Source organism: Paenibacillus sp. P13VS (assembly GCF_015143645.1).
Classification (GTDB): Bacteria; Bacillota; Bacilli; order Paenibacillales; family Paenibacillaceae; genus Paenibacillus; species Paenibacillus xylanilyticus_A.
Genome location: NZ_WYEV01000006.1, coordinates 70,292 through 96,152, shown reverse-complemented (window position 1 = coordinate 96,152; position 25,861 = coordinate 70,292). Strand labels below are relative to the sequence as shown.

General features: G+C 48.7%; 20 protein-coding genes and 2 tRNA genes. 21 read left to right on the top strand and 1 reads right to left on the bottom strand.

The annotated features are described in order from the left end of the window. Positions 1 to 97 precede the first annotated feature (97 nt). The 6 genes from GUA98_RS16655 to GUA98_RS16630 all read left to right on the top strand — a co-directional run bounded on the left by GUA98_RS16655 (position 98) and on the right by GUA98_RS16630 (position 5,099). Positions 98 to 1,351, top strand: coding sequence for an LL-diaminopimelate aminotransferase (locus GUA98_RS16655; protein ID WP_193723818.1), 1,254 nt, complete (start codon positions 98 to 100; stop codon positions 1,349 to 1,351). A 183-nt stretch (positions 1,352 to 1,534) separates the two neighbouring features. After that, a complete protein-coding gene (locus GUA98_RS16650) occupies positions 1,535 to 2,449 on the top strand; it encodes a decaprenyl-phosphate phosphoribosyltransferase (RefSeq protein WP_193723817.1) in 915 nt (304 codons plus the stop codon). Positions 2,450 to 2,485: 36 nt separating this feature from the next. Continuing rightward, positions 2,486 to 3,118, top strand: coding sequence for an HAD family hydrolase (locus GUA98_RS16645; RefSeq protein ID WP_193723816.1), 633 nt, complete (start codon positions 2,486 to 2,488; stop codon positions 3,116 to 3,118). Then, a complete protein-coding gene (locus GUA98_RS16640; protein ID WP_095359818.1) occupies positions 3,115 to 3,435 on the top strand; it encodes an EamA family transporter in 321 nt (106 codons plus the stop codon). Before GUA98_RS16645 ends, GUA98_RS16640 begins: the two co-directional genes overlap by 4 nt. After that, entirely contained in the window at positions 3,422 to 3,742 is a 321-nt protein-coding gene (locus tag GUA98_RS16635; protein ID WP_321573889.1) for an EamA family transporter, read from the top strand. The genes GUA98_RS16640 and GUA98_RS16635 overlap by 14 nt, the downstream gene beginning before the upstream one ends. 55 nt (positions 3,743 to 3,797) lie before the next feature. Beyond that, the gene (locus GUA98_RS16630) at positions 3,798 to 5,099 is read left to right on the top strand and encodes a DUF6080 domain-containing protein (protein WP_193723815.1); all 1,302 of its coding nucleotides are present in this window, start codon (positions 3,798 to 3,800) and stop codon (positions 5,097 to 5,099) included. Positions 5,100 to 5,249: 150 nt separating this feature from the next. Here GUA98_RS16630 and GUA98_RS16625 read toward each other — a convergent pair whose 3' ends face one another. Beyond that, positions 5,250 to 7,925 (bottom strand): YhgE/Pip domain-containing protein, encoded by a 2,676-nt coding sequence (locus GUA98_RS16625; RefSeq protein WP_193723814.1) that lies wholly within the window; start codon positions 7,923 to 7,925, stop codon positions 5,250 to 5,252. A 660-nt stretch (positions 7,926 to 8,585) separates the two neighbouring features. On the opposite strand from GUA98_RS16625, the gene pyrR reads away from it, so the two are divergent. The 15 genes from pyrR (at position 8,586) to GUA98_RS16555 (ending at position 25,812) form a co-directional block, all read left to right on the top strand. Further along, a complete protein-coding gene (pyrR, locus tag GUA98_RS16620; protein WP_095290017.1) occupies positions 8,586 to 9,149 on the top strand; it encodes a bifunctional pyr operon transcriptional regulator/uracil phosphoribosyltransferase PyrR in 564 nt (187 codons plus the stop codon). Next, positions 9,149 to 10,060, top strand: coding sequence for an aspartate carbamoyltransferase catalytic subunit (locus GUA98_RS16615; RefSeq protein ID WP_371859958.1), 912 nt, complete (start codon positions 9,149 to 9,151; stop codon positions 10,058 to 10,060). Before pyrR ends, GUA98_RS16615 begins: the two co-directional genes overlap by 1 nt. A gap of 124 nt (positions 10,061 to 10,184) precedes the next feature. Then, positions 10,185 to 11,489 (top strand): dihydroorotase, encoded by a 1,305-nt coding sequence (locus GUA98_RS16610; protein ID WP_193723813.1) that lies wholly within the window; start codon positions 10,185 to 10,187, stop codon positions 11,487 to 11,489. A 343-nt stretch (positions 11,490 to 11,832) separates the two neighbouring features. Beyond that, on the top strand, positions 11,833 to 12,975 hold the full coding sequence (carA, locus tag GUA98_RS16605; RefSeq protein ID WP_095359436.1) for a glutamine-hydrolyzing carbamoyl-phosphate synthase small subunit: 1,143 nt from the start codon (positions 11,833 to 11,835) through the stop codon (positions 12,973 to 12,975). Position 12,976: 1 nt separating this feature from the next. Next, positions 12,977 to 16,195, top strand: coding sequence for a carbamoyl-phosphate synthase large subunit (carB, locus tag GUA98_RS16600; protein WP_193723812.1), 3,219 nt, complete (start codon positions 12,977 to 12,979; stop codon positions 16,193 to 16,195). Positions 16,196 to 16,296: 101 nt separating this feature from the next. Then, a complete protein-coding gene (gene pyrF / locus GUA98_RS16595) occupies positions 16,297 to 17,037 on the top strand; it encodes an orotidine-5'-phosphate decarboxylase (RefSeq protein WP_321573893.1) in 741 nt (246 codons plus the stop codon). After that, positions 17,034 to 17,675, top strand: coding sequence for an orotate phosphoribosyltransferase (gene pyrE, locus GUA98_RS16590; protein ID WP_110821230.1), 642 nt, complete (start codon positions 17,034 to 17,036; stop codon positions 17,673 to 17,675). The genes pyrF and pyrE overlap by 4 nt, the downstream gene beginning before the upstream one ends. Positions 17,676 to 17,989: 314 nt before the next feature. Next, entirely contained in the window at positions 17,990 to 18,892 is a 903-nt protein-coding gene (locus GUA98_RS16585; protein WP_227779724.1) for an ABC transporter ATP-binding protein, read from the top strand. After that, the gene (locus GUA98_RS16580) at positions 18,855 to 19,970 is read left to right on the top strand and encodes an efflux RND transporter periplasmic adaptor subunit (RefSeq protein ID WP_193723811.1); all 1,116 of its coding nucleotides are present in this window, start codon (positions 18,855 to 18,857) and stop codon (positions 19,968 to 19,970) included. The genes GUA98_RS16585 and GUA98_RS16580 overlap by 38 nt, the downstream gene beginning before the upstream one ends. Beyond that, entirely contained in the window at positions 19,970 to 22,894 is a 2,925-nt protein-coding gene (locus GUA98_RS16575; RefSeq protein ID WP_193723810.1) for an ABC transporter permease, read from the top strand. The genes GUA98_RS16580 and GUA98_RS16575 overlap by 1 nt, the downstream gene beginning before the upstream one ends. Before the next feature lie 2 nt (positions 22,895 to 22,896). Further along, positions 22,897 to 23,760, top strand: a complete 864-nt coding sequence (locus GUA98_RS16570; protein WP_127537808.1) for an ABC transporter ATP-binding protein — start codon at positions 22,897 to 22,899, stop codon at positions 23,758 to 23,760. Between the two features lie 20 nt (positions 23,761 to 23,780). Beyond that, positions 23,781 to 25,229, top strand: coding sequence for an ABC transporter substrate-binding protein (locus GUA98_RS16565; protein WP_153979402.1), 1,449 nt, complete (start codon positions 23,781 to 23,783; stop codon positions 25,227 to 25,229). Positions 25,230 to 25,402: 173 nt separating this feature from the next. Further along, a complete protein-coding gene (locus tag GUA98_RS29620) occupies positions 25,403 to 25,552 on the top strand; it encodes a hypothetical protein (RefSeq protein WP_227779796.1) in 150 nt (49 codons plus the stop codon). 56 nt (positions 25,553 to 25,608) lie between these two features. Beyond that, positions 25,609 to 25,682 (top strand) — tRNA-Met (locus GUA98_RS16560). 56 nt (positions 25,683 to 25,738) lie between these two features. Beyond that, positions 25,739 to 25,812: transfer RNA gene (locus GUA98_RS16555), tRNA-Ile, on the top strand. Positions 25,813 to 25,861 lie beyond the last annotated feature (49 nt).

Below are 25,861 nucleotides of genomic sequence, written 5' to 3'. Positions count from 1 at the left end.
GTACAAATGTTCGGATACTTTGTCCATGGCTAAACATGGGCAAATGCTTCATATTAGATTGTAGAAATTTGCGTCAAATGAGGAGATGAACATGAGTATGAGTATCGATAAATATCAAGAAACATACATTCAAACCAATTTTGCCGACCGTATTGGCGGCTCCAACTATGGTAAAGACACCAACATCTATAAATTCGAGAAAATCAAACGCGCCAAAGCTTCGGCAAAGAAAGATTTTCCCAATGTTGAACTGATCGACCTTGGTGTAGGTGAACCGGATGAGATGGCTGATGCAGGCATCGTAGCTGCACTCGCGCAAGAAGCTTCCAAACCGGAGAACCGTGGTTATGCCGACAACGGGATCCCTGAATTCAAGGAAGCGGCAGCCGCTTACCTGAAAAATGTATTCAATGTTGAAGGCATTGATCCGGCAACGGAAATTGTGCACTCCATTGGGTCCAAGCCAGCTCTGGCAATGATGCCTTCGTGCTTCATTAATCCAGGTGATGTAACGATTATGACGGTTCCTGGTTATCCGGTTATGGGTACACATACCAAATACCTGGGCGGAGAAGTCTACAACATCCAGCTGACGAAGGAAAACAATTTCCTGCCTGATCTGGCAACCATCCCTGAGGATATTGCAAAACGTGCAAAATTGCTGTATTTGAACTATCCAAACAACCCGACAGGTGCTGGCGCTACGGTTGAATTCTTCACGAAAGTGATTGAATGGGCGAAAAAGTACAGCGTAGTTGTTGTTCACGATGCTCCATATGCTGCACTGACGTATGACGGCAATAAACCATTCAGCTTCCTGTCCGTACCTGGAGCGAAGGATGTAGGCGTTGAGCTGCACTCCTTGTCTAAGTCTTACAACATGACAGGATGGAGAATTGGCTTTGTTGCAGGGAATCCGCTCGTGGTTAAAGCTTTCAGTGATGTGAAGGACAACAATGATTCGGGTCAATTCATCGCGATTCAGAAGGCTGCTGCCTACGGTCTGAACCATCCGGAAATTACGGAGAAAATCGCAGAGAAATATTCCCGTCGTCATGACCTGCTGGTTGCTGCGCTGAACGAACTGGGCTTCCAGGCGGAGAAACCGAAAGGTTCCTTCTTCCTGTATGTTGAAGCTCCAAAAGGTGTAGTAGGCGGACGTCGTTTCGAGTCCGGGGAAGACTTCTCCCAATTCCTGATTCGTGAAAAGTTGATTTCTTCTGTACCTTGGGATGATGCAGGTAACTTTGTTCGTTTCTCCGTTACCTTTGAAGCTAAAGGGGAAGATGAAGAGAAACGCGTTATTGCTGAAATCAAACGTCGTCTGAGTGACGTACAATTCGAATTCTAATGGAATTCACCAATACAAGTGAATGAAATAAATTGAGAGACCGGAGACGGTCTCTTTTTTTTATGTCCGTAATTTTATAATAAATTCCGTTTTATCCCTTTACAAAATTACCCAACAAACTTATGATTAAGTCTTTACGTTATTTTTATATACATAAGTAGGTTTGGAAGGGAGTTATGGAAATTGTTGTCTTCAAGAACAAATACGGTGTCCTCACATACAGCAGGAACGGGTAATACCATGACAGGGTTGTTCAAGCTGCTGCGACCGAAACAGTGGACCAAAAATTTGTTGTTATTTGCTGCGTTATTGTTTTCCTTTGAGGAAATTCGCACAGAGACTATTTTAACGACACTGCTAGGTTTTATTTTGTTTAGCCTTGTTGCAGGCTGTGTGTATATTTTAAATGATTACGTGGATCGGGACAGAGATCGACAGCATCCGGTGAAGCAGTTCCGGCCAATTGCCTCTGGACAGGTTCAACCTGTCTATGCTCTGCTGTTTGGCATAATCCTGTTGATTCTTTCTATAGGCATTGCTTTTGTGATAAACCCGCTTTTTGGTGGACTATGCATCGTTTATTTCCTGTTGAACGTATCCTACTCCTTTGTGCTTAAACATCTCGTTATTGTGGACATGATGACCATTGCTGCCGGATTCGTTCTTCGTGCCATAGCGGGCGGTGTATTGATTCACGTACCTTTTACACCCTGGTTCCTGATCTGCACCATGCTGCTGTCCCTATTTCTGGCGATTGGCAAACGGAGAAATGAGCTTACTCTGCTTGAGGGAAATACCGGTTCACATCGTAAGGTGCTGGATAACTACTCTGTCACACTGCTGGATCAATTTAATACCATCGTGACGACAGCAACGATTATTAGCTATTCTTTGTTCACCTTCACCTCTGACCGTACAATTCACCTGATGTGGACTATTCCGCTTGTGATCTACGGCATGTTCCGATATCTGTATCTCATTCATATGAAAAACCAGGGGGGCTCACCGGATCGTGTTTTGTTTGAGGACAAGCCCATTTTGATTACCGTCATTCTGTACGTGGTTAGTGTTGTGGTCATCTTTGCAATTTTTGAATGAGGAACATATCGATTAGAAAGTTTGAGGGGGATCTGGGTGAGAAGCAGTAAAATTGCCATTTTTGATATTGATAAAACGATTATACGCCGGGATTCGATGTTTCAGTTTGTGCATTACGGCGTTCGCCGTTACCCTGGGCAGGTATGGAGGCTTCCGCTTATTGCCTTTCATACCGCGATGTTCAAGGCAGGGCTAATGAGTGTGGAACAAGTCAAGCGTTCGTACTTTAAGAGTATTGAGCGCATGACGGAACAGGATCTGGAGCATTTTTTTGAAACCCGATTGCGTACGGCCATCTTTGCAGAGGCCAGTGTAGAAATGCAGCATCGCAAGGAAGCGGGTTATCATGTGTTGCTGGTGACTGCATCTCCACATGCGTATATGAAATATTTTAAAAACTTCCCTTGGGTCGACCATGTCATTGGAACCGAACTCGTTCGCCATGAGAAGGGCTATACCTGTACGATCGAGGGCGTTAATTGCAAAGGAGAAGAGAAGGTACGCCGAATACAAGCTTACCTGCGTGAGAAAAACATGGTTATTGATTACGAACAGTCCTGCTCTTACTCTGATTCGCTGTCCGACCTGCCGGTGATGCAGCTTGTGGCACAGCGCTATTTTATTAACAGAAGGGTTCCGGATATGGAGGCATTATCGTGGGGGAAATGAAGGGACGTCATACGGGCAAGGGGTTAATGCTTGTCTCCGCTTTCCTCACGGCCACCGGACAGTTGTTCTGGAAATGGGGGCTGACGGAGTGGATCTACCTAGGCATCGGATTTGTGTGCTATGGGCTGGGAGCCATCTTGATGATTAAGGCTTTTGCTCTGGAAAAGTTGTCTGTGGCTTATCCGTTGATGTGTGCAAGCTATGTTTTTGCGCTCATTTATGGTCACTTTCTGCTGGGAGAAGAGCTCACGATACAGAAGTTTGCAGCCGTTGTACTGCTCGGAATCGGGGTGACATTAACCAGTGTTGATCGATAGCTGGATGGTAGTTGTACTGATTGTAATGACATTATGCGGTGCAATGGGTGGTGCTGGTTTGAAAGCCTATGCCACAAGTCGCAAAAAGCTGTATGTCCTCATGGGCCTCGGTTTTTATGGTATGGGCGCGCTTCTGAACATTGTGCTGCTGAAGTACCTTCCCTTAACCGTGGTCCTGCCTGCCAATGCGCTGACGTATGTCTGGACCCTTTTCATTGCTAAGTTTGCATTCAAGGAGAAGGTGGGCCCGCTTCGCTGGCTGGGTGTGGTTTGTATTATGGGCGGTTTGTGTTTCTTGGTTTGGTAATACGGATAGGAAGTGTACAGCGAATTTTGAAAAATGACATATTGGATGTGAATGCATGAAATTTCTGGACTACATATGGTATGATCGCAAAACGAATTGGACGGCACTATGCCTGTTCGCGGGATTTGCTCTTTTTTACGCTCTGATGAACGTGCCTTATGTTCTGTACATGGCGGATCAGTCACAGGTACTTGTAGCATATACCCCGTTTAATACACAACATTTTCCACTGAATTTATTTAACTTTGATCCGTCCATGTACTATGGGGCCAACAGTTCTTCGGTTATTCATCCGTTAATATCATTTCTTGTCGTCACGCTTGGTGCAGTATCGCAGTTGCTGGGAGGGAATTGGTTCTTCCTCATTCTGCAATCCCTGATCAATGCCGGATCTGTAGTGCTGGTCTTTATTTTTCTCAACCAAAAGGATAGACAGATCGCAGTACCACTGCTCTTCGCGGTGCTGTTCGGATTCAGTTCATATTTGATGTTTACAGCACTTATTCCGGATTCTTATCCGTATGTGCAGTTCTTTATCCTGTGGTCCGTTCTTTATTTGCAATATACACGTGAACGGGATGAAGTGCGCTATGTACCAAATGCCCTGATTGCAACGATTAATTTTGGACTGACCTCAACGAACATTGTTCCTTTGGCTGCTGCTATGTTTTTCAATTGGCGTACCTGGCGTAAGGCTTCCTCGTGGAAAAAGTATATTGGAATCATGGCACTGGCGGTCGCCTTCATTATCGTATTGACAGGTATTCAGTATATCGCATTTGGGGGAAGAAGCTGGGTTAGCAATTGGCTGCTCGGAATTCAGAATGGAGGTACCAGCTATGCTACGCCTTTCCAGTTTGCAGCGCATTGGAAGGCACTGACTCTGCTGACGATTAATCCGATGCTTTCTCCCAAAGTTCATTTGCTGGATCCGGGGCTGGTCGCTTTTGTAACGGATTTGTCCCGCTCCAACCCGATTCATGTTCAGCTTGTCGGTATCTTGATTTTGCTGCTGGCGCTGATTGGGTTCATCAAGGGAATTCGTGAACGGGAAGTGTGGACTCTTGCACCCTATATTTTGTTTGCATTTCTGCTGCATATCGTAGTTGGATTCGGGCTGGCTGTGTTCCAATATGATATGTACCTGTATGCTGGTCACTATCTGTTTGCTTTTTTCCTGCTCGGTGGAGGGTGGGTGATTGGTCTTCGTCCAGGGATCGGCAAAAAAATAGTGCTCGGATTACTTTTAATTAGCGTACTGGTGATGGCATCGAATAATATCTACCGTCATGTAGAAACACTGACCACGATCAAACAGTCATACGAACAATTGCAGCAGGCTCAGACTGCGAATTGATGCGAATAGTAAAAGAGAGGCAAGCAATATGGATATGATATCCACTCGGCTTGTCTCTCTTTCTTTGAATTCAATGTGTAATTCAATGGGTGAATCCTGGGCAAAGCAAAAACCGTCTGCAGCACGATGCAGGGGGTTCTTTCAGTTGAATCAGGCGATGATTTTGGTCTTCTTTGCATTCTCGGCTGAACGCTTGGTGAGACTGCTAAGCGGACGTTTCAGCACCAGTGCCAGAATAAGACTAAGTGCTATAAATATACACAGCCATAGAATATCCATTAGAGCAGTCTGCCACAAAATGCCACCCACGGATTCACGAAGTAGGCTGATCGCATACGTGAAGGGCATAAACGGGTTCAATGCCTGGAAGAAGGGAGACGTCATGCTGATTGGGAAGGTTCCTCCCGAGCTTGAGAACTGAAACACCATGAATATAATCGCAATTCCTTTTCCAATGTTTCCGAAGACGGACAACAGGGTGTAAGTAATGGTGACAAACACGGCGCTTACCAACATGGCAAACAGGACAAACCATATTTTATCTGCCACATATGTTCCGAGAATCAGCATATCTCCCACCGTTACGCACACCGCCTGAAGCAACCCTATAGTCAGGAACGTACCCAAACGTCCAAGGTACAATTGGTACCCTCGGAACTTGCCTTCCGGATTTTCTGCCTCAGCCCGAAGCAGGGAAATCAGGAGCGTGGAGCCGACCCACAGGGACAGTACGCCGTAGAATGGCGACATGGCCGATCCGTAGTTAGGAATCGGGTACAATTGATTTTCCTTGATCTGAACGGGACTCGCAAGAAAGGCACTCTCTTCCTCAATATCCCCGCGCAGCAGTTTGGCAAGTTCGGCAAATTGATTATTGCCTTCGACCTCTCTGAGTTTATCTGCCGCCTTGCTGATGGCACTTTCCAGGTCCGGCAGGTCCTCTCGCACAAGTGTGGCAACGCGGTGCACGCCTTTTTCAACCTCTGGCAATTGATGTTGTACAAAGTCGGATGCTCTGCCAATCTGCTTTTCCGCCTGAGGCAGATCGTTGCGGACAAAATCGGCTGCTTCGTTCAGCTTTGACCCGACTTTGGGCAGGTCATTCTGAATGAAAGGCGCTACGGTGTTCAGTGCCTGAATGAAAGCTTCACTTTTACTTTGCAATGTCTGGGCGATTTCATGAATCTTGTTCTGTATTTGGGGCAGATCGCTTTGGATTTTTCTTAATTCCGTCTGTCCAAAAGTAATTCCTTCCTTGGTAGCTGACAGGATGTCCGCTACATCCGGTAATTTGTCTTGGGCACCTTGTAATGTATCTGCTGATGCCGAGAGAATAGATCTTAGTTTATCTGCTCCGGTAGTAAGAGCAGGCTCAATTTCAGCATCATACGCTCCAAGGATTTGGTTCACACCGCTGTTGATCTCCTCTGATAACGTGCTCAGCTGAGCAACAATATCAGCTGGTGGAGTGGTATTGCGACGTAATGCATCGCTGATGATACCAGCAAGCTTCATTTGCAGCTGTAACTTGTCTGATAGGGTATTCAATCTGGTGATTTTATCGGCTAACGGATGGTTTGGAAGAAGATTGTCCATCTTGCCCAATAGGTCCGCCATACCGTCAACCAATTTTACGGCAACGGCAAGCCGAACAGCTATGCGGTCCAGTTCGTCTGCTGTAGGGAGTGCGCTAAGGTCCGTACCTTGAAGTCGATCAAACAGTTCTCCGCCAGCACTTGCAATCTGCTGCACCAGCAATAGATTTTGCCGGATCACGGGTCCGATGGTCTGAAATGCTTCTTCACTGGCATCCACGAAACGATTCATGCCTTCAGTGAGTTCTACTCCTTTTTCGGTGATGCCTGAGACAGTGACGAGTTTATCTTGAGCAGCGGTTACGATAGTAAGAGCCTTATCCGTTTTGGTTAAAGCTGTATCAATGACACCGGATACTTCACCAAAATGTTCGTCCACTTCTTGGATACGTTCGACTGCTTTTCGAATATCCGGAATTCGCTCCTGTATGGCTAGCACCTCAGCAGAAGCATTCATAATCTGTGGCCAGTATTGTTGAACCTTAAGGATATACTGTGCCGCTTCATTAATTTCAGGCAATCGTTTCTCGACTTCAACAATCTTTTGGGCTTCTTTGACGATTTCCGGCATTGCCTTTTCGACTTCCAGCACTTTTTGTCCCGCAGACTGTATGGCAGGCAGATTCTTTTCCAAGGTAAAGATTCCATTTTCCATCTTGCGCAGGGTAGGTAGCTGTGCATCGATCTCCACACCAGCTTCTTTTAATTTGGTTAATACGGCCTCGCTGACCGCTTCGGTAAAACTTTCATTAATTTGCGTTGTAATAGAAGAGACGCCTGATCCCGTGATTTTGGGAGCGATGGCATTGACTTTCTCATTCACGGTATAGACGACTTCAGGACGTTCCAGTTTCCCATCGACAATACCGGTGATTTTGGATGAAAAGTCACTTGGGATAAGCAGACTTGCATAATACTCACCCGTCTGCACACCACGGCTGGCCTTCGTCTGATCCACAAATGTCCAACCCAGCTTATGATTCTGCTTCAGGCTGGTCACTAATTCGTCTCCTATATTAACCGTCGTTCCAGCGACGGTTGCTCCCTGATCCTCCGTGGTCACCGCGATTTTGATTCCTTGAGTGTTACTGTACGGGTCCCACACCGATTTAACGTTGACCCAGTCATACACCCCGGGCAGTAAAATAATGGCTACAATTAAGAATATGCCGGTGGGTACTTTTAAAATGTGAAGCCAGTCCGTTTTGTAAATTTGCCATATGTTACGCATGATGTCCTCCTAATTCAAATCGAATTCCAGGTTTTATATCATTCCCATCTCAGGAAGATACAAATCTTTATGTATATCGGTTCCTATGTACGGAATGTGAAGGGGCTTGCATTAAAGTTGTTTACCCCGTTTTTGCGTAAATAATCGATATTTCCTGTAATATAAGCAGCTATAAAACAGAAGGGTTATATTGGATCGATTCAAGTTTGCAAATACCTATGGATAAATATACAGAAATATTGTATAATTATGAGTAATGAATGAAATGTGATGTGCATGGATGTTTTTCAGCCGACCTGTTGATTCTAAAGGGAATACAGCAGGGGAGTTCGCCTGCTAAGGTGAGGTGTTGACAGGGGGTTGTCTTTCTGTCATAATTCATGAAGATAAACGAGCATATTGATCAATAGCGCCCTGTGAGGCACTTCAGTATGTTCGACATGAATAGCACCTTTAAATCAGTCCCGTGAGACTGGCAAGGTAACGTGAACGATACATCGTTTTTTGCTGCGGCAATATAACGGTGCATCCCGAGAGTAAACTTTCTTCAGAGCGGTCTGAAGTTCGGAGACTCCTTGCCAATAAACACGGCAAGGAGTCTTTTTTGTTCTCCTGTCACGGGGCCATGATCTGGAGGGAAATCCTGAGGAGGCTGAACGCATGAGCACAGAAACACATGTCATTATGGATGAAACGGCGATCCGCCGCGCATTAACACGGATTGCCCATGAGATTTTGGAAAAAAACAAAGGAATCGACGGTTGTGTGCTGGTCGGTATCCGTACGCGGGGCGTTTATCTCGCAGAACGGATCGCCGCGAAGATTGAAGAAATCGAAGGCGCCAAAGTCCCCTGGGGAGAACTGGATGTAACTCCTTATCGCGATGACCGCTTGGACGAGAACAAAGCGAATCGCAAGGAACTGTTGACGATGACACCTGAATCACTTTCGATTCATGACAAGAAAGTGATTTTGTTCGATGATGTGCTTTATACCGGTCGTACCATTCGTGCAGCGATGGATGCCCTGATGGACTGTGGAAGACCGCAGAACATTCAGCTGGCCGTACTCGCGGATCGCGGACACCGGGAACTTCCGATCAGACCTGATTTTATCGGCAAAAACGTGCCGACTTCCAAATCAGAGGAGATTGAAGTGGCACTGATGGAAACGGACGGACAGGACGAAGTCAAAATCATTCAGAACCGGGGGGAGCAAGCATGATGATTACACAGACAGCATTGAAGGACCGGAGCTTGCTTGGACTGAAAGAACTTAGTCGCAGTGAGATTGAAGCGATTCTGAACAGAGCAGCCCACTGGGAAGCTCAGAAGGATAAATTGGTACCTGTACTTGAATCACGCTTTGTAGCCAACATGTTCTTCGAGAACAGTACGCGTACTCGCTTCTCATTCGAGATGGCTGAGAAACGACTGGGTGCACAAGTACTGAACTTCACCGCAGCAGCTTCAAGTGTAGAGAAGGGCGAGTCCATCTATGATACAGTACGAACACTTGAATCCATGGGCATTGATGCAGGAGTCATTCGGCTGAAACCAGCAGGTGTTCTGCAGCAGCTGGCACAGAAGGTGAATGTTCCACTGGTCAATGCGGGAGATGGAAATAACGAACATCCTACCCAGGCATTGCTGGACCTGTACACTATGCGAAAAGCCTTTGGTGAGCTGAAAGGCTTGCGTGTATCGATCATTGGTGACATCATGCACAGCCGGGTTGCACGCTCGAACCTGTGGGCGCTGCAAAAGTTCGGAGCAGATGTACGCTTCTGTGCTCCGCAAACGATGCAAGCACCGGAACTGGCAGAGCACGCTCCTTATGTAGGTCTGGATGAAGCACTGAATGCGGATGTAGTCATGATGCTGCGGGTTCAACTGGAACGCCACAAGCATGGTCTCATTACCTCGGCAGAGGATTATCGGGAACACTACGGATTGACGGAAGAACGGGCGGCACGCCTGAATCCAAACACCATTATCATGCACCCGGCTCCTGTTAACCGGAACGTTGAAATTGACGACGCGGTTGTAGAGAGTACAGCATCGCGAATTTTCCCGCAGATGGCGAACGGAGTTCCGATTCGCATGGCGGTCATGGAACGCGCATTAAAGCTGTAACAGGGTCTGGCTATGGGTCATAGGCTGACAGGGCGGATCTTCTATAGAACGGTAAAGTAAACGATTAATCCAAATCATTCGGATCCTCTTGGAATCCGGGTGAGAACCGAAGCGGAGGGCAATTATGCTACAGATTATTAAAAATGCGAATGTTTTGAATGCTCAAGGGGAACTCGAACGGAAAACGATCATGATAAATGAAGGCAAGATCCAAAAGATCGTCGGTGTGGAAGACGAAGCGGTCCTGCAAGCAGAACAATCTGCGCACAGCGTTACGGATGCTTCAGGCAAATTGGTAATTCCGGGCTTGATCGACATGCACGTGCATTTACGTGAACCTGGTTTCGAACACAAAGAGACCATCGAGACAGGTGCCAAGTCAGCGGCCCAAGGTGGTTTTACAACAATCGCCTGCATGCCAAACACAAGACCCGTAACCGATAGTCCGGATGTAGTAAAGCTGGTTCTGAATAAAGCCAAGGAAGCTGATTTGGTAAAAGTTCTGCCGTATGCGGCCATTACCAAAAACGAGCTTGGTCGCGAACTGACTGATTTTGCGGCTTTGAAAGAAGCAGGCGCCATCGGATTCACGGATGACGGCGTAGGCGTGCAGAATGCGCAGATGATGAAAGACGCCATGAGCCTCGCGGCAAGCATGGATATGCCAGTCATCGCTCACTGCGAAGACGACTCTCTGGTTGTAGGTGGATACGTGACTGAAGGAGAATTCTCCAAGCGCCATGGTATCAAAGGCATTCCGAATGAATCCGAAGCGATTCACGTTGGCCGTGATATCCTTCTTGCGGAAGCAACAGGGGTGCACTACCATGTCTGCCACGTAAGTACGGAACAATCCGTTCGCCTGATTCGTCTGGCCAAATCGATCGGCATCAAGGTTACGGCTGAGGTGTGTCCGCATCATCTGGTTCTGTCCGACGAGGACATCCCGGGCATGGATGCCAACTGGAAAATGAACCCGCCACTTCGCTCACCGCGTGATGTGCAGGCTTGCATTGAAGGCTTGCAGGACGGAACGCTGGATATGATCGTAACGGATCATGCGCCGCATAGTGAAGAGGAGAAAGCCAAAGGCATGGAACTGGCACCATTCGGAATCGTTGGATTCGAAACAGCTTTCCCGCTGCTGTACACCAAGTTTGTAGAAACAGGAATTTGGAGCCTGGACTTCCTGGTTAAACGCATGACATCCGATCCGGCACGGGTATTCCGACTGGATACAGGCAGGATGGAAGAGGGAGCACCTGCAGACTTGACCATGATTGATTTGAATCAGGAACAGGCAGTTGACCCTGCGACGTTTGCTACCAAAGGAAGAAACACACCGTTTACAGGCTGGAAGCTGAAAGGCTGGCCGGTACAGACGTGGGTGGATGGCAAGAGCGTATGGGATAACACGGTACAACAGTAAATCAGTAAACAGATGAATGATTAACTCTTTATTTTAACAAATCTTACAACGAACTTGAGGCTGCTTATGCCGAAAGTGTAAACATACGAAACAAGCAACATTGAATGTCATGCTTTTGAACTTGGGAGCCACAGTAGCACACGCAGTGGACAGAAAAGACCCGAAGAAGCGAAGCGTTCGCCTTTATCCCCGGATTACATCCATTTAAAAAATGGATAAAGAGTAATCTGGGGATAACAGCGATCGAAGGGCTTTCTGTCCACGAAGTCACCGCTACCGTGACGTGCACCCCACGTTCAACGAAATGCATTCAACGTTGATAAACACAGAGGAGTGAAATGGGATGCAGGCACAGGCAAGATTATTGTTGGAAGACGGCACACTGTTCACCGGGAAAGCGTTCGGTGCTGAAGGTGAAACAACAGGTGAGGTCGTTTTTAATACGGGAATTACAGGCTATCAAGAGGTGCTTTCGGATCCTTCTTATTGCGGTCAAATCGTAACCATGACGTATCCGCTGATCGGTAACTACGGCATTACACGTGACGACTTCGAGTCCATCCGTCCATTCGTACATGGTTTCGTAGTTCGCCGTCATGAGACTGTACCGAGCAACTGGCGCGCTGAATACAGCCTGGATGATCTGCTGAAAGAGTACGGCATCGTTGGCATCAGCGAAATTGATACACGCATGTTGACTCGCCGGATTCGTCATCACGGCACAATGAAGGGAATTCTCACAACAGGATCGAAGCCTGTGGAAGAGCTGCTGGAGATGATGGGAGACACAAGCATCGCCGAGCTGCGCAACCAGGTACCTCTGACGTCTACGCAGCATGTGTACAACAGCCCGGGAACGGCTGAGCGTATCGTTCTTGTAGACTACGGTGCAAAAACAGGAATTCTGCGTGAACTGAGCAAGCGCAACTGTGACGTTGTTGTCGTGCCGCATGATGTAACTGCCGAAGAGATTCGCCGTCTTAACCCGGACGGAATTCAGCTGTCCAACGGTCCTGGGGATCCAAAAGATGTACCGCATGCCGTTAAAATGATCAGTGAACTGCTTGGCGAGTATCCGATCTTCGGTATTTGCCTCGGTCATCAACTCTTTGCACTGGCAGCGGGCGCGGATACAGAGAAGCTTAAGTTCGGACACCGCGGTGGTAATCACCCAGTCAAAGAACTGGAGAGCGGACGCTGCTTCATCACATCCCAGAATCACGGTTACACGGTTAACGAAGAGTCAGTGAAAAACACTGAATTGGAAGTTACACACATCAATAATAATGACAAGACCATTGAAGGTCTGAAACATAAAACATTCCCAGCGTTTTCGGTACAATACCACCCGGAAGCAGCGCCAGGTCCTTATGATAACAGCTATCTGTTCGACCGTTTCATCGAAATGATTCGTGAGCACAAAATCACTAACCCGCAAAAGCCGCGTCAAGCCGTATTGGCAGCCGCAGTGAAAGGAGCGCAATAACATGCCGATTAACAAAGACCTCAAAAAAATCCTGGTGATTGGTTCCGGTCCAATCGTCATCGGTCAAGCGGCCGAGTTCGACTATGCCGGTACACAGGCTTGCCAGGCACTGAAAGAAGAAGGCGTGGAAGTTGTACTCATTAACAGCAACCCGGCAACCATCATGACCGATACCAACATGGCTGACAAAGTCTACATCGAGCCAATTACACTTGATTTCGTCACTCAAATCATTCGTCAGGAACGCCCAGACGGATTGCTGCCTACGCTTGGCGGTCAAACCGGTTTGAACATGGCCGTGGAACTGGCTCGTGCCGGTGTCCTGGAACGTGAAAATGTGAAATTGCTCGGAACACAGCTGACATCCATCGAGAAAGCGGAAGATCGTGACCTGTTCCGTGATCTGATGCGTGAACTGGAACAGCCTGTACCAGAAAGTGTTATCGTAACGACACTTGAAGAATCCCTTGAGTTTGCAGGAGAGATTGGTTATCCGATTATCGTACGTCCAGCTTATACGCTCGGCGGAACAGGCGGCGGGATCTGTGCGAATGAAGAAGAACTGCGCGAGACCGTCGCAGCGGGACTTCGCTACAGCCCGATTGGGCAATGTCTGGTCGAGAAGAGTATTGCAGGCATGAAAGAAGTCGAGTACGAAGTTATGCGTGACAAAAACGATAACTGTATCGTAGTCTGCAACATGGAAAACTTCGATCCGGTCGGCGTTCACACAGGTGACAGTATCGTTGTGGCCCCAAGCCAGACGCTGTCTGACCGTGAATATCAGATGCTGCGTTCAGCATCCCTGAAAATCATTCGCGCCCTTAACATTGAAGGTGGATGTAACGTACAGTTCGCCCTGGATCCGCACAGCTTCCAGTACTATGTTATCGAAGTGAATCCGCGGGTAAGCCGCTCCTCGGCGCTGGCTTCCAAAGCAACCGGTTATCCGATTGCAAAAATGGCTGCCAAAATCGCCATGGGTTATACGCTTGATGAGATTGTCAACCCGGTAACAGGCCAAACCTATGCTTGCTTTGAGCCAACACTGGATTATATCGTGAGCAAAATCCCTCGCTGGCCGTTCGACAAGTTCACTTCCGCGAACCGCAAGCTGGGTACACAAATGAAAGCAACCGGCGAGGTTATGGCTATCGGCCGTACCTTTGAAGAGTCGATTCACAAGGCAGTTCGCTCACTCGAGATCGGTGTGCACCGTCTGTACTTGAAAGATGCAGAAACTCTGGACGAAGCTACGCTTAACGAACGTCTGGTCAAAGCCGATGATGAGCGCATGTTCCTGGTGGCTGAAGCATTCCGCAGAGGTTATACATTACAACAACTGCAGGATCTGACGAAGATTGACTGGTGGTTCCTGGACAAAATTGAAGGTCTGGTCGGCTTCGAGGATCGTATCCGCGAGGAATCCGAGCTGTCTTCCGAAACGCTGTATCAAGCGAAGCGTCTTGGATTCACGGACCGTGCAATTGCTGAACTGCGTGCTCAAGGTCAACCTGGAAGCACACTGACAACGGAAGCAGAGGTTAGAGCGCGTCGTGACCAGGAGAACCTTCGCCCGGTTTACAAAATGGTTGATACATGTGCAGCAGAGTTTGAAGCAACAACACCATACTACTACTCGACGTACGAAACGGAGAATGAAGTTATCCCTTCGGACAAGAAAAAAGTCGTAGTGCTGGGTTCGGGTCCAATTCGGATCGGTCAAGGGATTGAGTTCGACTACTCCACAGTACACGCAGTATGGGCTTTGCAAAAGGCTGGCTATGAAGCGGTTATTATCAACAATAACCCTGAAACAGTATCCACAGACTTCAATACATCCGATCGTCTGTACTTCGAGCCACTGTTCTTCGAGGATGTCATGAACGTGATTGAGCAGGAACAGCCGGTAGGGGTTATCGTACAATTCGGTGGTCAAACAGCCATCAACTTGGCAGCACCACTGCGTAATGCAGGTGTAACGATACTCGGAACGGATCTGGAGAGCATTGATGAGGCAGAGGATCGCAAGAAATTTGAACGCCTTCTGTCCCGTTTGGAAATTGCACAGCCGAAAGGTAAAACAGTTACATCCGTGGATGATGCGGTAGAGACGGCACAAAGCCTGGGTTACCCTGTGCTGGTTCGTCCTTCCTATGTACTCGGCGGTCGTGCCATGGAGATTGTATACTCCGATGCGGAATTGCTGACATATATGGAACAGGCGGTTAAAATCAATCCGGAGCACCCGGTACTGATCGACCGTTACATGCTGGGTAAAGAGGTTGAGGTAGACGCCATCTGTGATGGTGAAACGGTACTGGTTCCAGGTATTATGGAACATATCGAACGCGCAGGGGTGCACTCCGGTGACTCCATCGCGGTATATCCGCCACAGCACCTGTCCCAGGATTTGAAAGAAAAAATCGTCGAGATCACAATCAAAATTGCAAAAGAACTCAAAACAGTTGGTCTCGTCAACATCCAGTTCGTTATCCATGATGGCCAAGTGTATGTCATCGAGGTGAACCCGCGTTCATCCCGTACAGTACCTTTCCTGAGCAAAGTAACGAACATTCCAATGGCAAATCTGGCAACACAGGCAATCCTGGGTGTGAAGCTGAAAGACCTGGGGTATGTGGACGGTTTGTGGCCTGAGACGGATCATGTTTCGGTTAAAGTACCGGTATTCTCCTTCGCGAAGCTGCGCCGTGTAGAGCCGACCCTTGGACCAGAGATGAAATCGACAGGCGAAGTTATGGGACGTGACCCGAATTACGCCAAAGCATTGTTCAAAGGTCTCATCGGAGCAGGCATGAAAATTCCGGCTACAGGAGCGATCGTGGTTACAGTTGCCGATAAAGACAAAGAAGAAGCGGTACCATTGCTTGAAGGATTCTACCGACTCGGTTACAAAATCATGGCTACCGGAGGTACGGCAGCTGCACTTGAGGCAGCAAACATTCCGGTAACGACGGTGAAAAAACTGAGCGAAGGTTCGCCGAACATCCTCGATATGATCCGCAGCGGAGAAGCGAACTTCGTGTTCAACACACTAACCAAAGGTAAAACACCGCAGCGTGACGGGTTCCGGATTCGTCGTGAAGCGGTAGAGAACGGCATTGTATGTATGACTTCACTGGATACGATTCGTGCCCTGCTGAGAATGCTGGAAACGATCAATTTCTCCTCCGAAGCCATGCCGGCCTTTGTTGAATAAGTAATCTCTGATGAAGGACATCAGTCAGCCCTTGGGCTGACGGGATGTCCTTTATATCGGGCAAAAACGGAAAAAACAAGCATGTGGAAGGAGCGAACTGGATGAATCACCCTGATTTCAACGAAATGGCTGGCCGTTTAATGGTCGCACTCGATTATCCTGATGCAGAACAAGCGCAGGCACTGGTACAGGCGCTTGAAGGCATTCCATGTTATCTGAAGGTAGGAATGCAGCTGTTCTACGCAGCAGGTCCGGACTTTATCCGGGAGCTGAAAGCGAAAGGGTATTCGGTGTTCCTCGATGTGAAGATGCATGATATTCCCAATACTGTTCGCGGTGGTGCCGAGAGTATCACCCGCCTCGGTGTAGACATGTTCAACGTACACGCAGCAGGCGGTACAAGCATGATGCGTGCTGCACGCGAAGGAGCGGAAGCAGCGCTGGCTGCAGATTCTTCTCTGAACAGGCCGGAAATCATCGCAGTTACCCAGCTCACGAGCACCAGTCAGGAAACAATGAACAGCGAGATTGGCATTGAGGGAAGTGTGGAAGCGGCAGTGGTTCGTTATGCTGGACTGGCTCATGAAGCAGGCCTGGATGGCGTTGTGGCTTCTCCACTTGAGGTGCCGGCAATCCGGGCAGCATGCGGCAGTGATTTTCACACCGTTACTCCGGGAATTCGCCCGGCTGGCAGTGGTCTTGGTGACCAGACACGTGTCCTCACGCCAGGGGAAGCCATCGCCAGAGGCAGCCACTACATTGTTGTAGGCAGACCGATTACAGGTGCGCCCAATCCACGAGAAGCAGCAGAAACCATTTTGAAGGAGATGTTGAACGCATGATCGCACTGAACGAAATTCCTAACCATATTGCTTCCCAACTTCTAAAGATTAACGCCGTGGCACTGCGCCCGCAGCAGCCTTTTACCTGGACGTCGGGAATCAAGTCCCCAATCTATTGTGACAACCGTCTGACGATGTCCTATCCAGAGATCCGCAATGACATTGCCGAAGCCTTCGCTGCCATTATTCGTGAGCAGTACCCGGATGCAGAAGTCATTGCAGGAACAGCAACCGCAGGTATTCCGCATGCAGCATGGGTAGCTCAGAAGCTGAATCTGCCAATGGCCTACATTCGTGACAAGGCGAAAGGACATGGTAAGGAAAACCTGATTGAAGGCATCATTACCGAAGGCCAAAAGGTGGTTGTTATTGAGGATCTGATTTCTACAGGAGGCAGCTCAATCAAAGCTGCAGAAGCAGTGCGTGCAGCAGGGGCAACACCGCTCGCCGTGCTGGCGATTTTCAGCTATCAGCTGGATAAAGGGGTAAAAGCATTTGAAGAAGCCGGCATTCAGCTGCAAACTCTCTCCAACTATACGGCCCTAATGGATGTGGCATTGGCTCAGGGAACCATCCAGGAGAGTGATTTCGAGCTGCTCAAATCCTGGCGTGAAGATCCTTCTTCATTTGGTAAATAATATCATCTGTGCATCTTGTGCTGTTTGACTTATGAACAGTATCAAAATTGTAATGATTGGCGCTATAGAGGCAAATTCATAGATTTGGCAAGAAGCATCCCACACTCTGGGGTGCTTTTTTCGTTTGTTCATCAAAATATTAACTTTTTCCCGGCTACGTTGTAAAAAGCTTGTAACTTTTAGTTGGGAGCGGTCGTTTATAATGCAGTGTAGTATGGAATAGATTTCTAATTTTAGTACCCTTAATGAAATGATTGGGATGATGTTAAGAAAGGATGAGCGTGATTGCTGGCATGAAGAAATTATTATCCAGGATGAAATCTGCCAAAAGCCAGTCAGGCGGGAAGCATGCAAAAGGGCACACCGAGCAGCAGAATACCGCCGGGCAGGAAGCCTCGGCATACATAAGTGACCCCGACAGTCCGTCCGCCGACTCGCAATCCATAGGTGATGGAATGATCCAGGATGAGGTAGCCGTTGCCGCTGCTGAACCGGAAGCGAAGTCCAAGCCCAAGGCAAAAGCCAGCTTGCTGCCTCCGTACGACGGACCTGTGCTGGAAGTTCGTAATGTACATCGCAGCTTTCAGACGGGCAGCCGGATTATCCATGTACTCAAGGGCATCGATATGGAAGTCAACCCGCAGCAGCTGGTGATGCTGAAAGGCCGATCAGGCTCGGGTAAAACGACACTGCTCAATATGCTGGGCGGACTGGATCAGCCTTCCAGTGGGGACATACTGTTTTCTGGACAGCCTTTGCAGGATTGGGGTGACCGGAAGCGGACCTCTCTGCGGCGCAAGGAAATCGGTTTTATTTTTCAGGCCTATGCACTGATGCCCTTGCTGTCAGCATGGGAAAATGTAGAGCTGTCATTGCGAATGGCAGATGTGCCTCGCTCGGAATGGAAGGATCGGGTTGGCCATTGTCTGGATCTGGTCGGACTGTCCAAGCGGGTGAAGCACCGGCCGTTCGAGATGTCCGGGGGGGAGCAGCAGCGGGTGGCGATCGCCAAGGCCATTGCGCATAGACCCAGACTGCTGCTTGCGGATGAGCCGACAGCTGAGCTGGATTCCAAGATGGGAGCACAGGTTATGTCCGTATTTCGCAATATTATTGAAGTAGAACAAGTAACCATATGTATGACTACACACGATCCTACGATTTTGGAGGTTGCGGACCATGTTTATGAAATGGCGGACGGCAGATTTATCAAGTAAAGAGGCCGCTCCGAAAAGGGGGAAACGTGCAGCGCTGATTGTAATTGGTGCAATCATGGCTGTAACGATGTCAGGCTGCTCTTTGCTGCCGGCAGAAACAGAGGAAGAAGTGCTTCCACCGATCACGCCGCCTACGATTTCCAAAAAGCCGGAATATGAAGTCCGGACAGAAACGCTGGAAAAAAAGGTTAGCGGCAGCGGTAAAATGATGAGTCAGCGGGAAGAGAAGGTGTATTTCACACTGGACGGTATGCACATCAAGGAACTGAACGTGAAACCGGGGGATAAAGTGAAGAAAGGCCAGCTCCTCGCAGAGCTCGACGTGGAGAGTGTAGAAAAGGAAATTCGGGCCAAAAAGCTGCAGATTCGCAAATCGGAAGTACAAATGAAAGAAACACTTCGTAAACGAGATGAGATGGATCCGGTGGAGTTCGAAGAGGCAACCATTGCATTTGAAGAATTGCGCCAGGAACTGGCTGATCTGGAGGAGCAGTTAGGTAAAGCAACGCTGACCGCTCCGTTCGGCGGAACGATTATTGCGGTTCAGGTGGAGAAAGGTGCAGCAGTCAAAGCCTATGATCCGATTGCAACGATCGCGGATACGTCAAATCTGGTTGTCGCAGCTACATTTGCCAAGGAAGATCTGGAGAAATTCTCGGCTGGCATGAAGGCGGATGTCGACATCAATGGAGCGGGCAAGGTATCCGGCAGAGTTAAAGTGATGCCTGTTGCTGAGGCTGCTGGAAGTGGAAGTGGAAACGGTGGAGGTTCTAGCGAAGGTGGCACCCCGCCAGTCAAAGAAACCCTCGACCAGTATGTTATCGTCTCCCTGACGAAAATGCCCAAGGGTGTGGAACGCGGAACCCCTCTGACAGTATCCATTGTGACCCAGCGTACGGAGGATGCCATAGTCATTCCTGTATCGGCGCTGCGCTCCATCGGTTCAAGAACATACGTGCAGGTCGTTGAAAGTGATGGCAGCAAGCGCGAAGTGGACGTTGAAGTGGGGCAGCAGACATCCACGGATGTTGAAATTCTGAAGGGTCTGACGGTTGGACAGAAAGTGGTGGGCCGCTAATGGGGCTGCCATTGCTCAGACTGTTGTTCCGGAAAATGTGGAACACCCGCTGGATGACATTCAGTACACTGATCGGACTGATTGTGGCGGTAGCATTTACTGTCAGTATACCGATGTATGCCGACGGTGCACTGAAACGGGTGGTGGCACAGACCCTGCAGGATAACAGTGAGGGGCTGCCTGCAGGTTCGTTGCTTATGAGTTATCAGGCTCCAGGCGGGGTTAAGACAGACACGCGCGGATTAGAAGAAGTGGATCGCTATATTCGGGAGGATGTGCCTCGCGATATTGGTTTTCCATTTCATACGTATGTAAATTCCAGATCTATTCGGAGCACCGAGGTGAATCCGGAGGATCCCACCAAGGTGGATGCCAGCCGGGTACGGAGCATGACGCTCGGAACGATGAGCGGGCTGGATGCACAGGTGAATTATTCGGCTGGCGTGAAGCCAGGCAATCAAGTGAAGGACGACATTATTGAAGCGGTTATGCTGGAGGAAGGCATGTACCGGAACGACCTGCACGTCGGTGATATTCTGGAATACCCCGTGTACAGCGGGCTTGATATCACCTTACGTGTCAAAATCACAGGTTCCTTCAAGGCAGATGATCTGAATAGTCCGTACTGGGTTCAGGGATTCGATGGCATGATGAATGGGCTGTATGTGGATGAGTCCGTGTTCAATGATGTGCTGCTGAAGGAAAAAGGAATTCCGCTTCAGAATTCGCGTTGGTATTATGCGTTTGATCTGAAGGAAATTCAAACCAGTCAGCTGCCGGGTCTGACATCCATGCTGGAACGTTTGGATATCGATCTGTACCAGCGGCTCAAGGATACGAAGGTGGATATCACCTTTGGTGATCTGTTGAAGCAGTTCCGCACTCAGAGTCTGCAGCTGCAGACAATGCTGTTTACACTGGCAGCACCGATGATTGCGATGGTATTTTATTTTATTGCAATGAATGCCAGACAGTCCCTGCAGAAGCAGGAAAGTGACATTGCGGTACTGCGAAGTCGCGGAGCTTCAGCACGGCAGATTTTCTCCCTGTACCTGCTGGAGGGTATCTTTCTGGGGGCAATCGCGCTCGTGATTGGTCCAATGCTTGGCTGGTTTATGGCCAAAAGCATCGGATCAGCCAGTGGGTTCCTGTCGTTCGTGGATCGCAAGTCGATTCCAATCGGTGTGTCCAAAGAAGCCATCCTGCTGGGCCTTGTTGCCGTACTCGTAGCCATTATTGCTTCACTTATTCCGGCAATAACCTATGCACGAGCGACGATTGTTTCGGCCAAGCGACGTCAGGCACGCACGGATCGTGCTCCCGTATGGCAGCGTTGGTTCCTCGATATTCTGCTGCTGGGTCTTGCGGGATATGGATACTACCTGTTCTATGAACGTCAGATGCTGACGTTCCAGACGGGGATGACGACAGATCAGCTGCAGGTTCAGCCGTTTCTATTCTTTGTACCTGCGCTTGCGATCTTTGCCTTGGGTCTGTTCTTCCTGCGGTTGTTCCCATGGATTCTGAAGCTCATTCAGTGGATTGGGCGCAAATTCCTGCCGGTTCCACTCTACTTGACCCTGACACAGCTATCGCGGTCATCATCGTCGTATTACCCGTTGATGATCCTGCTGGTTTTGACACTCGGGCTTGGTGTGTACAACTCGGCTGCAGCTCGGACCATTGATCTCAACTCCACTGAGCGTACGTTGTACCGATATGGTTCTGACGTCATTATGCAAACGGTATGGGAAGGAACACCTGAGGTTAAGCCTGGTGGTTCCGGTCAGAACAGCGGTTCAGGCGGAGGACAGCAAGGTGGTGGAAACGGTGGCGGAAATTCTGGTGGCGGTGGTGCTGCCGGAGGCGGCAATGGCGGTGGAGGTGCTCCAGGTGGGGGCGGTGGAAACTCACAACCATCCAAAGTCATTTACTCCGAACCTCCATTTGAAGTATTTCGCAGACTGGACGGTGTGGAACATGCAGCGAGAGTGCTGCAGACGAAAGGAAATATCATTGTATCCGGCAAATCGGGCGGCCAAGGCATGCTGGTCGGGATTGATAATGTGGACTTTGCTAAGGTGGCATGGTTCCGAAACGACCTGTTCCCGGCACATCCATATAAGTATCTTGATTTGTTAGGCAAGTATGAAGGGGCTGTGTTAATCTCATCCAAATTTGCGGATAAGTTCAAGCTCAAAACTGGAGATTTGCTCTCTATTGGCGTTCAGGGCCAGGCTATTGAATTCGTGGTTTTCGGCATTATCCCATACTGGCCTGCACAGTATCCGGACCAGACGCCATTCTTCGTGGCCAATCTGGACTATATCTATGATCAGGTACCGCTGATTCCGTACGAGGTCTGGCTGAAAATGGAACCTGATGCCAAGGTGGCTCCATTAATGGAGAAGCTTGCAGCAGAGGGCATTGAGCTATCCTCCGTACGCGATGTACGTACTGAATTGGTATCCCAGGGCAAACATCCGTCGCGTGGCGGTGTGTTCGGCATCCTGAGTCTGGGCTTCCTGGTCTCGGTCATCATATCCCTGATTGGGTACATCCTGTATTGGTTCTTTAACCTGTCAGGTCGTGTTGTCCAGTTCGGTGTATTAAGAGCCATGGGATTATCACGGGCACAGCTGAGCGGAATGCTGCTCCTGGAACAAGTATTCACAGCAGGTCTTTCCATTTTGCTTGGGATCGGAATCGGTCAGGTATCCAGTCGTCTGTTCCTGCCATTCCTGCAAACGACAGATAATGTATCTGCACAGGTACCCCCGTTCCGCATCGTATTTGAGCAACAAGATATGCTGCAGCTGTACGGTGTAACGGTGGTCATGCTGATTGTGGGAGCAACGATGCTGCTGTGGCAGATTCGCAGATTGCGGGTTCACCAAGCGGTCAAAATGGGAGAGGAGAGGTAAACGTGATCCAATGCGAAGGACTCGTGAAAATTTTTAAATCCAGCGATGTGGAAGTCGTTGCCCTTCAAGGTCTCAACCTGACTGTCAATCAAGGTGAAATGATGGCGATCATCGGCAACAGCGGTAGCGGTAAATCCACATTGCTCAACATTCTGGGAGGACTGGACCGTCCAACGGCTGGTACTGCGGTTGTTGGAGACTGGGATTTGCTGAAAATGACAGACGCCCAGCTAGTAGAGTACAAACGTCATACCGTAGGCTTTATCTGGCAAAATAACGGGCGTAACCTGCTGCCTTATCTAACGGCACTGGAGAATGTGGAAACACCCATGATTCTTGGCGGCAAACGTGATCGCGCATACGCGATGCAGCTGCTGGAATGGGTTGGGCTGAAGGATCGGATGCACAACAAGCTGCATCAATTATCCGGAGGGGAGCAGCAGCGGGTGGCTATAGCCATCTCGCTCTCCAATCGTCCCAAGATTCTGCTTGCTGATGAGCCAACAGGCTCGGTCGATTCCGAGACTTGTGATACGATCATGAACATTTTTCGCAAAATGAACAAGGAACTGGGCGTCACGATCGTTATTGTTACCCATGATCTGACGCTTGCCGGCAAAGTGGACCGTATTGTAGCAATACGTGATGGCTTGACGAGCACCGAGTTTGTGAAACGGAATCCGAACCTGGATGACGAACATGGATTATCTGAAGCGGGAGCACCGGATATCCATGAGGCCTTTGTCATCATTGACCGGGCGGGACGCCTTCAGGTACCCAAAGAGTATTTGGAGGCCTTGGCTATTGACAACAGGGCAACATTGGAATTTGACGGTGAGCGTATTGTGATTACACCGCCAAGATAAATTTGAGGGGGAATTGGGAGATGAAGAACAGGTTTTGGGGAAAACGTGTGCTTGCTGTGCTGGCTACAGCCAGTCTGGCATTGCCGCTGATTGCAGGCTGTACAGCTAGTGAGGCCAAGGATACAGAGCAGCGTGTATTGCGTGTGGCTACATTGTGGGGAAGCCAGGATGACAGCTATTTCCGTCAGCAGTTTACAGATGCATTTGAATTGACACACCCGAATATAACGATTGAAGTGGTGGCTGCAGTAGATCAGGGCAGCATGTATGGCTATGGAACTCAGGAAGAACAACAGGAAATGCCGGATAGTCTGGAAAACATGAAGAAAATCATGACTGGCGATAATCCTGTGGATGTCGTTGTGGCTGACACGGCTACGCTTAAATCGCTCATCCAGGAGAATATGGTGAAACAGCTGGACCCACTGATTCAGGAGGATAAATTCGATACCAGCGATATTGTGCCAAGTGTTATTGAAGGCATCAAGGATCTGGGAGATCAGAGCATCTATGCGCTGACACCGACCTTCTCCTCGTCAGCACTGTTCTATAACAAGGCAATGTTCCAAAAAGCAGGCGTAGAGCCACCTACAGATAACATGACGTGGGATGATATTTTCAACCTGGCAACACGTCTGACCAAAGGTGAAGGAAAAGATCACGAATTCGGGTTCTCATTCTCCACGTACCAGGGTGGTTCGCCTTACTACACCATGCAGCAATATTACAGCGCTCTGCAATTGAAGATCTTTGATGACAAAGCAGAGAAAATGACCGTAGATTCGCCGCAATGGGAGAAAGTATGGAGTACCATCAGCAAGCTTGCTATCGATAAAGTGATCCCTAAAGGAGACGAACCTCAGGATCAGGATCCGAACGGACGTTATAATCCGCTTCAAGGTGATCTGTTCCTGAGCAGCAAGGCTGCTATGGTTATTGGGGATTACAGCTACATCAACCAATTAATTGACGCAAACAAAAATGCAGATAAAATGGAAGGCTTCACCAAGGTGGACTGGGACGTGGTAACCCCTCCAGTACATCCGGAAGCGCCTGAAATTGGTGGTAATATCTATCTCAGCAGCCTGATGGCGATCAATAGTTCCGCTCAAAATCCGGATGATGCCTGGGAATTGATCAAATATATGAACAGTGAAGATTGGGCTAAGATTAAGGCACGCAGCAGCTATGAGATGGTATCCCGCAAAAGCTTCATTAAACCGAAGGACGGTTTGGATTACAATATCCAGGCGTTCTATACGTTGAAGCCTGTGCCTCCTACCAATACCAATCTGGATAATCTGTATCAAAAAATGCCTAGCCTCTGGCAAGTGAGCGAGAAAGGCATGGAATACTTCACTCAGGTGCTTGAGAACAAGAAGACGCCAAAAGAAGCACTTGGTGAGTGGGCAGCCAAAGGGAATGAAATGTTAGAGAAGTTAAAGAAAGATCCCAAGGCCACGTTTTAAGCCTTAACAAGGAAGTAGGCAGTTCCGATATTGGCATAGACCAAATAGTCGCTGGAGTTTTTAACCTCTGGCGGCTATTTTTTTGGGAAATGGGGTATTCTACAATCAGCAGAGATGAATCATAACTCCGGAAAGGAAGAGAAGGATGCGCTGGGTATATTTCAGCAAGCTATATGCAACTAAATTTCAAGCAGGGTGTCTTGCCAAACGTATGGAGCAGGACGGGTGGATTTACGGTCATAATGAGCCAGCAGAAGTGGAAGTATATCGTTCAAAAAGAGGAAGATATGGCGTTCGTTTTATTCCCTGACATTACCCCTTGACTTATTAGGTTGGGATAGTGTATATTAATTAAGTCGCTGTTTTAATATTTTACTGACGCGGGGTGGAGCAGCCCGGTAGCTCGTCGGGCTCATAACCCGAAGGCCGCAGGTTCAAATCCTGCCCCCGCAATTTAGTTTTACTTGGATGATTCACAGCCATCATCTGCACGTTATACATTATGTCTAGGGCCCTTAGCTCAGTTGGTTAGAGCGGTCGGCTCATAACCGATTGGTCGGGGGTTCGAGTCCCTCAGGGCCCATTCTCTTAAAACCCTTGCGCAGCAAGGGTTTTTTTCTGTCCTATTTTGC

Bases quoted from the DNA above. Each gene is read 5' to 3' on its own strand.
- pyrR (WP_095290017.1), top strand. From the start codon at position 8,586: ATGAGCACAGAAACACATGTCATTATGGATGAAACGGCGATCCGCCGC.
- GUA98_RS16610 (WP_193723813.1), top strand. From the start codon at position 10,185: ATGCTACAGATTATTAAAAATGCGAATGTTTTGAATGCTCAAGGGGAA.
- GUA98_RS29620 (WP_227779796.1), top strand. From the start codon at position 25,403: ATGCAACTAAATTTCAAGCAGGGTGTCTTGCCAAACGTATGGAGCAGG.
- GUA98_RS16580 (WP_193723811.1), top strand. From the start codon at position 18,855: ATGTTTATGAAATGGCGGACGGCAGATTTATCAAGTAAAGAGGCCGCT.
- pyrE (WP_110821230.1), top strand. From the start codon at position 17,034: ATGATCGCACTGAACGAAATTCCTAACCATATTGCTTCCCAACTTCTA.
- GUA98_RS16630 (WP_193723815.1), top strand. From the start codon at position 3,798: ATGAAATTTCTGGACTACATATGGTATGATCGCAAAACGAATTGGACG.
- GUA98_RS16615 (WP_371859958.1), top strand. From the start codon at position 9,149: ATGATTACACAGACAGCATTGAAGGACCGGAGCTTGCTTGGACTGAAA.
- GUA98_RS16575 (WP_193723810.1), top strand. From the start codon at position 19,970: ATGGGGCTGCCATTGCTCAGACTGTTGTTCCGGAAAATGTGGAACACC.
- GUA98_RS16625 (WP_193723814.1), bottom strand. From the start codon at position 7,925: ATGCGTAACATATGGCAAATTTACAAAACGGACTGGCTTCACATTTTA.
- pyrF (WP_321573893.1), top strand. From the start codon at position 16,297: ATGAATCACCCTGATTTCAACGAAATGGCTGGCCGTTTAATGGTCGCA.
- GUA98_RS16655 (WP_193723818.1), top strand. From the start codon at position 98: ATGAGTATCGATAAATATCAAGAAACATACATTCAAACCAATTTTGCC.
- carB (WP_193723812.1), top strand. From the start codon at position 12,977: ATGCCGATTAACAAAGACCTCAAAAAAATCCTGGTGATTGGTTCCGGT.
- carA (WP_095359436.1), top strand. From the start codon at position 11,833: ATGCAGGCACAGGCAAGATTATTGTTGGAAGACGGCACACTGTTCACC.
- GUA98_RS16585 (WP_227779724.1), top strand. From the start codon at position 17,990: ATGAAATCTGCCAAAAGCCAGTCAGGCGGGAAGCATGCAAAAGGGCAC.
- GUA98_RS16640 (WP_095359818.1), top strand. From the start codon at position 3,115: ATGAAGGGACGTCATACGGGCAAGGGGTTAATGCTTGTCTCCGCTTTC.
- GUA98_RS16565 (WP_153979402.1), top strand. From the start codon at position 23,781: ATGAAGAACAGGTTTTGGGGAAAACGTGTGCTTGCTGTGCTGGCTACA.